8 protein-coding genes are annotated in these 9,276 nt (G+C 59.5%); 7 read left to right on the top strand and 1 reads right to left on the bottom strand.

Annotation, left to right across the window (positions count from 1 at the left end; genetic code table 11):
• Positions 1-92: 92 nt before the first annotated feature.
• Positions 93-1,646, bottom strand: coding sequence for a nitric oxide reductase transcriptional regulator NorR (gene norR, locus ACF8R3_RS07260; protein WP_058606010.1), 1,554 nt, complete (start codon positions 1,644-1,646; stop codon positions 93-95).
• A 154-nt stretch (positions 1,647-1,800) separates the two neighbouring features.
• On the opposite strand from norR, the gene hmpA reads away from it, so the two are divergent.
• From hmpA to cyoE, 7 genes are all read left to right on the top strand, one after another.
• Positions 1,801-2,979 carry an NO-inducible flavohemoprotein gene (hmpA, locus tag ACF8R3_RS07255; RefSeq protein WP_392515379.1) on the top strand — a complete coding sequence of 393 codons (1,179 nt, stop codon included), beginning with the start codon at positions 1,801-1,803 and terminating at the stop codon, positions 2,977-2,979.
• Positions 2,980-3,360: 381 nt separating this feature from the next.
• The gene (locus ACF8R3_RS07250; RefSeq protein ID WP_023533466.1) at positions 3,361-3,867 is read left to right on the top strand and encodes a disulfide bond formation protein B; all 507 of its coding nucleotides are present in this window, start codon (positions 3,361-3,363) and stop codon (positions 3,865-3,867) included.
• Positions 3,868-4,422: 555 nt separating this feature from the next.
• Positions 4,423-5,367 carry a ubiquinol oxidase subunit II gene (gene cyoA / locus ACF8R3_RS07245; protein WP_058606012.1) on the top strand — a complete coding sequence of 315 codons (945 nt, stop codon included), beginning with the start codon at positions 4,423-4,425 and terminating at the stop codon, positions 5,365-5,367.
• 3 nt (positions 5,368-5,370) lie between these two features.
• On the top strand, positions 5,371-7,389 hold the full coding sequence (cyoB, locus tag ACF8R3_RS07240; protein WP_058639706.1) for a cytochrome o ubiquinol oxidase subunit I: 2,019 nt from the start codon (positions 5,371-5,373) through the stop codon (positions 7,387-7,389).
• A 3-nt stretch (positions 7,390-7,392) separates the two neighbouring features.
• Positions 7,393-8,013 carry a cytochrome o ubiquinol oxidase subunit III gene (cyoC, locus tag ACF8R3_RS07235; RefSeq protein WP_058606014.1) on the top strand — a complete coding sequence of 207 codons (621 nt, stop codon included), beginning with the start codon at positions 7,393-7,395 and terminating at the stop codon, positions 8,011-8,013.
• Complete coding sequence (gene cyoD / locus ACF8R3_RS07230; protein WP_058606015.1) at positions 8,013-8,345, top strand: cytochrome o ubiquinol oxidase subunit IV; 333 nt, start codon at positions 8,013-8,015, stop codon at positions 8,343-8,345. Before cyoC ends, cyoD begins: the two co-directional genes overlap by 1 nt.
• A gap of 11 nt (positions 8,346-8,356) precedes the next feature.
• Positions 8,357-9,244 carry a heme o synthase gene (cyoE, locus tag ACF8R3_RS07225; RefSeq protein ID WP_058606016.1) on the top strand — a complete coding sequence of 296 codons (888 nt, stop codon included), beginning with the start codon at positions 8,357-8,359 and terminating at the stop codon, positions 9,242-9,244.
• Positions 9,245-9,276: the final 32 nt, after the last annotated feature.

Genomic DNA, 9,276 nt, shown 5'->3' with positions numbered 1-9,276 from the left:
CCGGTCAGTCGAGGCGTGGGCGTTTAGGAGATATAGCAGCCGTGTTCAGACCAACCAGAGGCTTTCTGGGTTAATCCTTTTGTGAGGCATCCCTAGCGAATGCCCAGCCGCCGGGCCAAGCGGCTGAGGTTCGCGCGGTCGAGTTCGAGCACTCTTGCGGTGGCTGCCCAGTTGCCCTGATGTTGATCCAGGCAGGCCTGAATCAACTGGCGTTGGTAGGTGTCCAGCGCTTGGCGCAGGCCTCCAGCACCCAGTTCCGGCACCGCCGTTTCATGGGCGGGGGCGAGCTGTGCAGGCAGCGAAGCAAGTGGCTGAAGATCCAGGTCGGCAGCGGTCAAGGACAAAATCCTGGGACGTACCGTTTGTCGGCCCAACGCCTTGAGCGCCGAGCGGCCGATCAGATGCTCCAGTTCACGCACGTTGCCCGGCCAGTCGTAGGACAGAAGTGCAGCCTGGGTGTCCGCGTCCAGACGTAGGCTGCTCAAGCCCAGGCGTGAGCGATTCTGTTCGAGGAAGTAGCCCGCCAGAAGTAGCACGTCGCGTGCTCGTTCCCGCAGAGGGGGGACATGCAGGGGATATACGCTCAGGCGGTGGTAGAAATCGGCACGCAATCGCCCGCTGCGCACCTCGGCGGCCAGATCGCGGTTGGTGGCGGCGATCAGGCGCACGTCGACGTGGTGTTCGCGGTCCGAGCCCAGCCGCTGCAACTGCCCGCTTTGCAACACGCGCAGCAGCTTGGCTTGTACGGCTAGCGGCAACTCGCCGACCTCGTCGAGAAACAGCGTGCCCCCATTGGCCAGTTCGAACTTGCCTCGGCGCTCTGCATGGGCGCCGGTGAAGGCTCCGCGCACGTGGCCGAACAGCTCGCTTTCCACCAGCGTGTCGGGCAGCGCTGCGCAGTTCAGGCTGATCAACGGCTTGTGGGCGCGGCTGCTCGCCTGGTGCAGGGCTTGGGCTACCAACTCTTTGCCCACCCCGGTCTCGCCGGTGATCAGCACGGTGAGGTCGCTGCTGCCCACCAATCGGATTTCCTCCAGCATGCGCTTGTGGGCCGGGCTCTGGCCGATCAGCTCTCGGTCCTGACCACTGGCCTGGCGATACACCTCTGCTCGCTGATGCTCGTTTTCTGCGCGCAGGGCCAGGCGTTCGATCCGCTCGGCCACGGTCACGGTGGCAGCGGCCAGGCTGGCAAAGGCTTGCAAGGCGTCGAGCTCCAGGCTCTGAAACTGGCCGGGCGTCAGGGCATCGAGGGTGACCAGCCCCCACGGGCGCTCATCGACCATCAAGGGGCAACCCATGCAGTCGTGAACCTCAAGGTCCACGTCCGGCGTATTGACCAGGCCATCGTAGGGGTCCGGCAGCTCGGAGTCGCTGGCAAAGCGGGTAGGGGAGGGGCTGCTCAACAGAATCTGAAAACGTGGGTGCTCACTGACCTTGAAGCGACGGCCAACGGTATCTGGGCTCAGGCCGTCCACGGCCAAGGGCACTAGCCATTGGCCATCGAGCCGGAGCAAGGCGGCAGCGTCACAGGGCAGCAGACTGCGCATGGCTTGCAGTAAACGGCGATAGCGCTCCTGATCGGGCAGGTCGCGGGACAGGTCGCTGACCAGTGGCAGCAAGGCGGTAAGCAATGGCTTGGTAGTCATAGGGACTCCTGTGTGTCTAATTGACTATAAGCCATCCTGTGTCATTTCGACATGCTAGGGCTTGAAGCCCCCGAATTTGCAGGGCCCTGGACTTGGCACGAATGGTGAAATGACCCAGACATCATTCGAAGCCCATGGCTCAGGAGTTGCTGCAATGCTCAATGCCGAACAACGTGCGATCATCAAGGCCACCGTTCCATTGCTGGAAACCGGCGGCGAGACACTGACCACTCATTTCTACCAAATGATGCTCAGCGAGTACCCCGAGGTACGTCCACTGTTCAACCAGGCGCACCAGGCCAGCGGTGACCAGCCGCGTGCCTTGGCCAATGGCGTGCTGATGTATGCCCGTCACATCGACCAGCTCGAACAGTTGGGCGGTCTGGTGGGCCAGATCATCAACAAGCATGTGGCGTTGCAGATCCTGCCCGAGCATTACCCGATCGTTGGCCGCTGCTTGTTGCGGGCCATCGAAGAAGTATTGGGCAAGGACATTGCCACGACCGAGGTGATCGACGCCTGGGGCGCAGCCTATGGCCAGTTGGCAGACATTCTCATCAATGCTGAAGAAAGCCTATACAAGCAAAAAGAAGAGGCCGACGGCGGATGGCGAGGGACCCGCGAGTTCCGACTGGCGCGGCGAGTGGTGGAAAGCCGCGAAATCGTCTCTTTCTACTTCACCCCAGTGGACGGCAAGCCGGTGCTCAAGGCCGAACCTGGGCAGTACATCGGGCTGAGGCTGATGATCGATGGTGTAGAGCATCGTCGCAACTATTCGCTTTCCGCGTTGTGCGACGGTGGTGAATATCGGATCAGCGTCAAACGCGAATCGGGTGGCACGGTCTCCAACTACCTGCATGACCAACTGATGGTAGGTGACACCCTCCAATTGTTCCCACCAGCCGGTGATTTCACACTGGCCGCCAGTGATAAACCGTTGGTGCTAATCAGCGGGGGCGTGGGCATCACGCCTACCCTGGCCATGCTAGAAGCGGCCTTGCCGACCGGGCGGCCGGTGCACTTCATTCACTGCGCGCGCAACGGGCAGGTGCATGCGTTTCGCGAGTGGCTCGACACCCAGGCAGCTCAGCACCCGCAACTCAGGCGTTTCTACTGCTACGCCGAAGCGGATGATGCAGCCCACGCCAATGCCGTGGGCTTGCTGGACCAGCATCTGCTGGGCGAGTGGCTCCCTCGTGAACGCGACGTGGACGTCTACTTCCTCGGGCCGAAGCCCTTCATGGCCGCGGTCAAACGTCAGCTTCTGGCCCTGGGCGTACCCGAGCGGCAGACCCGCTACGAGTTCTTCGGGCCGGCCGCGGCGTTGGTGTAAGGGCCTTAGTGCCTAGTGACTATATATAAAGAAGCGTAACGGCCACGCCGAAGGTCGGCCGTCAGGGGCTGCATAGCAGCCCCTTGCTGTGTTGGGGAAATCCGCCAGGGCGATGCTTGCCTGATGCGTTAATCCTGCATTAACCCAGCTGCCATTCACTCCTGCTGAACGATAAGCAGGCGGCAACGGCGGCCTGTCCGGCCGCTTCAATTTTTGCTGCCCCCTCGTTGAACCGTTCTGCCAACGCCCGGTCTGAGCCACACCCCATTGTCGCCAGGAGTATCTATCCATGAAAGGCGGGGCGCCCAGGCCACCGGCGTCTGTGTAGAATTGCGCCAAGCTGGCGGACTACGCTGCGACTATCCATCCAAGGAACCGGCAATGAATGATCAAACATCGCGCCTGAATCGGGAACGGCGCTTTCTGGTACTGTTGGGCCTGATCTGCGTTTCGCTGATCGGTGGCGCTCTCTACATGCAGGTGGTGCTGGGCGAGGCGCCATGCCCGTTGTGCATTCTTCAGCGCTATGCGCTCCTGTTCATCGCCGTCTTCGCATTCCTGGCTGCAGCCATGCCCGGGCGACGCAGCCTGACCTTCTTCGAGGCACTGGTCGTGGTCAGCGCCATTGGCGGAATCATTGCAGCCGGCAACCATGTGTATATACTCGCCAACCCCATGGTCAGTTGTGGCATCGATACCTTGCAGCCCATCGTCGATGACTTGCCCTTGGCCAAGGTCTGGCCGCTGGCGTTTCAGGTGGATGGTTTCTGCAGCACGCCTTACCCACCGGTGCTGGGCCTTTCACTGGCGCAATGGGCATTGATCGCCTTCGTCCTGACGGCGTTGCTGGTGCCACTTGGCATCTACCGCAACCGTCGCCGTCCTTAGACAAAAGTCCCTGAATACGACAAGGTTTTCGCGGGCTTCATCGAGGTACGAAAACCCCTGGCAAGTTGATCCAGATCAAGCTGTAGGCCTTGCTGGATGCGGGTTGCAGGGCTATAGCCAGGGGTGCGACAAAGTGTCGCGAAGTTGAATTTTTCGGCGCTATTGTTACAGATCCTGTAAAGGACTGTTGCTCAATAAGTCATAGTCAAGGGTTGGCGACCTATCTACAATCGCCCCCAATTTCCGTTCGGCACTGCTTGCAAGTCGCAGGATTGAAGGAAGCCCCAGCGCTCCTTTTTGCTGACTTCGTCAAGTTTCGCCCAACGGCGATACCGGGCGGACCCCCCTCCGCGTTTTCCGCACCAAATGGAATTGGTCTGCTATACAGGCCTTTGCCTACGAAACCAAAAGCACCGCTAACTCGCTTGAAGCCAAGGTCCTGCAGTCGGGCCCAGGCAGGAGCGGGTACGGGCGCGCAATGCCTCACTTGGTTGGACGAAGTGTTGGCTATCAAACACCAATTGCATTGAAGCAAGCTGATCTAGAGGTCGTGAGATGAGTAAAAAGCGTTACCCCAGACTGTTTGGCATATTGCCCTTTTTAGGCATGCTTTTACTCAGTGGGTGCAACTGGACCCTGCTCGACCCGAAGGGACAGGTCGGCATTGAGCAAAAGAACCTGATCCTGATCGCAATCGGCCTGATGCTGCTGGTCGTCGTGCCAGTCATCATCATGACCGTGGTGTTCGCCTGGAAGTATCGCGCTTCCAACAAGGCAGCCACCTACACCCCGGACTGGTCGCACTCGACCAAGATCGAGGCTGCGGTGTGGATCATCCCGATCCTGATCATCATCGTGCTGGGTTACGTGACCTACAAGTCCACCCACAAGCTCGACCCGTACCGTCCTCTGGATTCCGACGTGAAGCCCGTGCAGATCGACGTCGTCGCGCTAGACTGGAAGTGGCTGTTCATCTACCCGGAACAAGGTATCGCCACGGTCAACAAGATCGTCTTCCCGGCCAATACCCCGGTCAACTTCCGCGTCACTTCCGACGCCGTGATGAACTCGTTCTTCATCCCGGGCCTGGGTGGCCAGATCTATGCCATGGCGGGCATGACCACCAAGCTGCACCTGATCGCCAACGAAAACGGCGTGTTTGACGGTATCAGCGCCAACTACAGCGGTGCTGGCTTCACCGGCATGAAATTCAAGGCTACTGCCACGTCCCAGGAAGACTTCGAGAAGTGGGTCGCCGAAGTCAAGCAGTCGCCGAAGAAGCTGGACAAGGCCGAATACGAAGCCTTGGCCAAACCAAGCGAAAACAACCCAGTCACGCTGTATAGCGAGGCCTCGCCTGACCAGTTCCAGCTGATCGTCGACAAGTACGAAGGCATGAACCGCGGTCGTTCGAGCCACGAAGAAGCTGGCAGCAAAGACCTGGCCACTACCAAGGGTGTGGAATCGAGTATGCAACCAGCTGCCGGTGCAGAGGAGTAAGAGATGTTCGGTAAATTAAGCCTGGAGGCGATACCCTATCACGAGCCGATAGTCATGGTGACACTCGCCATAATCGCGCTCGGTGGTATCGCTGTCGTTGGTGCAATCACCTACTTCCGCAAGTGGTCCTACTTGTGGACCGAGTGGTTGACGACCGTCGACCACAAGAAAATCGGGGTGATGTACATCATCGTCGCGATGGTCATGCTGCTGCGCGGCTTTGCCGACGCCATCATGATGCGGACCCAGCTGGCTGTTGCCACCGGTGGTTCCGAAGGCTACCTGCCGCCTGAACACTATGACCAGATCTTCACCGCCCACGGTGTGATCATGATCATCTTCATGGCGATGCCATTCTTCACCGGCCTGATGAACCTTGCGGTTCCTCTGCAGATCGGTGCACGTGACGTGGCCTTCCCGTTCCTGAACTCCCTGAGCTTCTACCTGCTGCTGGCAGGCGTGCTGCTGGTGAACATCTCGCTGGGCGTTGGTGAATTCGCCAAGACCGGTTGGGTTGCCTATCCGCCGCTCGCGGGCATTCAGTACAGTCCGGGCGTGGGTGTCGACTACTACATCTGGGCGCTACAGCTCTCAGGATTGGGTACGACACTGACAGGCGTGAACTTCCTCGTCACCGTGATGAAGATGCGCGCACCTGGCATGAAGCTGATGGACATGCCTATCTTCACCTGGACCTGCACCTGGGCAAACGTCCTGATCGTGGCTTCGTTCCCGATCCTGACCGCTGCACTGGCACTGCTGACCGTTGACCGTTATCTGGACTTCCATATCTTCACCAACGAGCTTGGTGGGAACCCGATGATGTACGTCAACCTGTTCTGGGCGTGGGGTCACCCTGAGGTTTACATCCTGATCCTGCCGGCCTTCGGCGTGTTCTCGGAAGTCACCTCCACCTTCGCCGGCAAGCGTCTGTTCGGCCACCACGCGATGATCTACGCATCGGGTGCGATCGCTGTTCTGGGCTTTGCGGTTTGGCTGCACCACTTCTTCACCATGGGTGCCGGCGCCAGCGTCAACACCTTCTTCGGCCTGGCGACGATGCTGATCTCCATCCCGACGGGTGTGAAGCTGTTCAACTGGCTGTTCACCATCTACCAGGGCCGTCTGCGCTTCACCGCGCCGATCCTCTGGACCCTGGGCTTCATGATCACCTTCTCCATCGGTGGCATGACCGGCGTTCTGCTGGCTGTACCGGGTGCTGACTTCGTGCTGCACAACAGCCTGTTCGTGATCGCCCACTTCCATAACGTGATCATCGGTGGTGCGGTATTCGGCTATATCGCCGGCTTCGCCTACTGGTTCCCGAAAGCCTTCGGTTTCACCCTGAACGAGAAGTGGGGCAAGGCTGCCTTCTGGTTCTGGATCTCGGGCTTCTACGTGGCGTTCATGCCGCTGTACGCACTGGGCTTCATGGGTATGACCCGTCGTCTGAACCACTCGGACAACCCACTGTGGGAACCCTACCTGTACGTTGCCGTGGTTGGTGCCGTGCTGATCCTGTTCGGTATCGCCTGCCAGCTGATCCAGCTGTTCGTATCGGTTCGCGATCGTCACCAGAACCTGGACGTGACCGGCGACCCATGGGGCGGCCGTACCCTGGAATGGTCGACTTCCTCGCCACCTCCGTTCTACAACTTCGCCCACATGCCTGAGAAGGTTGGCCTGGATGCCTGGCACGAAGCCAAGGAAGCCGGTGTTGCCTACAAGGTGCCGGGCAAGTACGAAGCGATCCACATGCCGAGCAATACCTCTACCGGTTTGTTCATGGGTCTGTTCCTGACCATCTTCGGCTTCGCTTTCATCTGGCACATCTGGTGGCTGGTCGGCGCAAGCCTGGTTGCAACCATCGCTGTCTTCGTTCGCCACGCTGCGCGTGACGACCAGGGCTACATGGTTCCGGCCGAAGAAGTGGCGCGCATCGAAGGCGAGCGCATGAAAGCGTTGGCCAATGCAGGTGCTCTGCCTGCCGGCGCACGTGTCGAATCGTTTGAGCGGGTGTAATCAATGTCCAGTCAAGTAATGCACGGTGCTCATGGTCACGACCATGGGCACGACGATCACCACCACGACTCGGGCCAGATGACCGTACTGGGCTTCTGGCTGTACCTGATGACCGACTGCATCCTGTTTGCGTCGCTCTTCGCCACCTACGCGGTGCTGTCCGGCAGTTTTGCCGGCGGCCCGTCGGGTCATGACATCTTCCAGCTCGATTTCGTAGCTGTTGAAACGCTGTTCCTGCTGCTGTCCTCGATCACCTTCGGCTTCGCCATGCTGAAGATGTTCGCCGGTAACAAGGCAGGCGTCCTGGGCTGGTTGGCTGTGACCTTCCTGTTCGGTGCAGGCTTCATCGCGATGGAAATCTACGAGTTCCATCACCTGATCGGCGAAGGCTTCGGCCCGAACCGCAGTGGCTTCCTGTCGGGCTTCTTCGCCCTGGTGGGCACCCACGGTCTGCACGTGACGGCTGGTCTGATCTGGATGGCAATCATGATGTACCAGATCAACAAGCACGGCATCACGCCGACCGCCAAGACCCGCATGAGCTGCCTGAGCCTGTTCTGGCACTTCCTGGACGTGGTCTGGATCTGCGTATTCACCGTCGTCTACCTGCTGGGGGTTCTGTAATGGCTAACGCACACGACACTCATCACGAAGGCAGCCACGGCAGCGTCAAGTCGTACATGATCGGTTTCGTCCTGTCGATCATCCTGACCGCGATCCCGTTCGGCCTGGTGATGTTCCCAAGCCTGCCGAAGAACCTGACCGTTCTGGTCGTTGTGGCCATGGCCGTGATCCAGGTGGTGGTACACCTGGTGTACTTCCTGCACATGGACCGCTCGAAAGGGCAACGCAACAACGTATCGACGTTCCTGTTCACCGTCATGGTGATCGCGCTGCTGGTTGGCCTGTCGCTGTGGATCATGTTCAGCATCCACGCCGAAATGCTGGCCAAGTGAGGTAAGACTGCATGTCCGTTAAGCACTTTATCCAAATCACCAAACCGGGGATCATTTTCGGTAACGTGCTTTCCGTGGCAGGCGGTTTCTTCCTTGCCGCGAAGGGCCATGTGGACTTCGCCCTGCTGCTGGCAGTGGTCGTTGGTACTTCCCTGGTGGTGGCGTCCGGTTGTGCATTCAACAACTGCATCGACCGCGACATCGACCAGAAAATGGAGCGCACCAAGAACCGCGTGATGGTACAGGGTGGCATGTCACTGCCCCTCGCGCTGATCTATGCCACCCTGCTTGGGGTGGCGGGTTTCAGCTTGCTCTACGTCCAGGCCAACCCCTTGTCCGCGTACTGCGCACTGATCGGCTTCGTGGTCTATGTGGGCTTCTACAGCCTGTGGCTCAAGCGTAAATCGGTGCACGGCACCTTGGTCGGCAGCCTGTCCGGTGCCATGCCGCCTGTCATTGGCTATTGCGCTGTCAGCAATAACTTCGACCTGGCGGCTGTGACCCTGCTGGTGATGTTCAGCCTTTGGCAGATGCCGCACAGCTTTGCCATCGCCATCTTCCGCTTCAAGGACTACAGTGCCGCAAACATTCCGGTATTGCCGGTGGCGCGCGGCATCCTGGCTGCGAAAAAACAGATCGTGCTGTATGTGCTGGCATTCGTGCTTGCGACCTTGATGCTCACCCTGGGCGGTTACGCCGGCCTCGGCTACATGGCCGTGGCAGCTGCCATGGGTCTTTACTGGCTGTACATGGCATGGGGTGGCTACAAGGCCGAAGATGACAGCAAGTGGGCACGCAAAGTGTTTGGCTTTTCCATCCTTACCGTCATGGCCTTGAGCCTGATGATGGGTGTGGATAGCCAGACGGCTGCTGACGTGCTGATGACCTACGCACGCTGAAACCACGCCTGCTTCACGAAAACCCCGGCCTG

This window comes from Pseudomonas sp. FYR_7 (assembly GCF_043106155.1).
Lineage (GTDB): Bacteria > Pseudomonadota > Gammaproteobacteria > Pseudomonadales > Pseudomonadaceae > Aquipseudomonas > Aquipseudomonas parafulva_B.
This window is presented reverse-complemented; position numbering and strand designations above follow the sequence as displayed.

Coding starts and splice junctions, on each gene's coding strand:
- norR (WP_058606010.1), bottom strand. CDS start 1,646: ATGACTACCAAGCCATTGCTTACCGCCTTGCTGCCACTGGTCAGCGAC.
- hmpA (WP_392515379.1), top strand. CDS start 1,801: ATGCTCAATGCCGAACAACGTGCGATCATCAAGGCCACCGTTCCATTG.
- ACF8R3_RS07250 (WP_023533466.1), top strand. CDS start 3,361: ATGAATGATCAAACATCGCGCCTGAATCGGGAACGGCGCTTTCTGGTA.
- cyoA (WP_058606012.1), top strand. CDS start 4,423: ATGAGTAAAAAGCGTTACCCCAGACTGTTTGGCATATTGCCCTTTTTA.
- cyoB (WP_058639706.1), top strand. CDS start 5,371: ATGTTCGGTAAATTAAGCCTGGAGGCGATACCCTATCACGAGCCGATA.
- cyoC (WP_058606014.1), top strand. CDS start 7,393: ATGTCCAGTCAAGTAATGCACGGTGCTCATGGTCACGACCATGGGCAC.
- cyoD (WP_058606015.1), top strand. CDS start 8,013: ATGGCTAACGCACACGACACTCATCACGAAGGCAGCCACGGCAGCGTC.
- cyoE (WP_058606016.1), top strand. CDS start 8,357: ATGTCCGTTAAGCACTTTATCCAAATCACCAAACCGGGGATCATTTTC.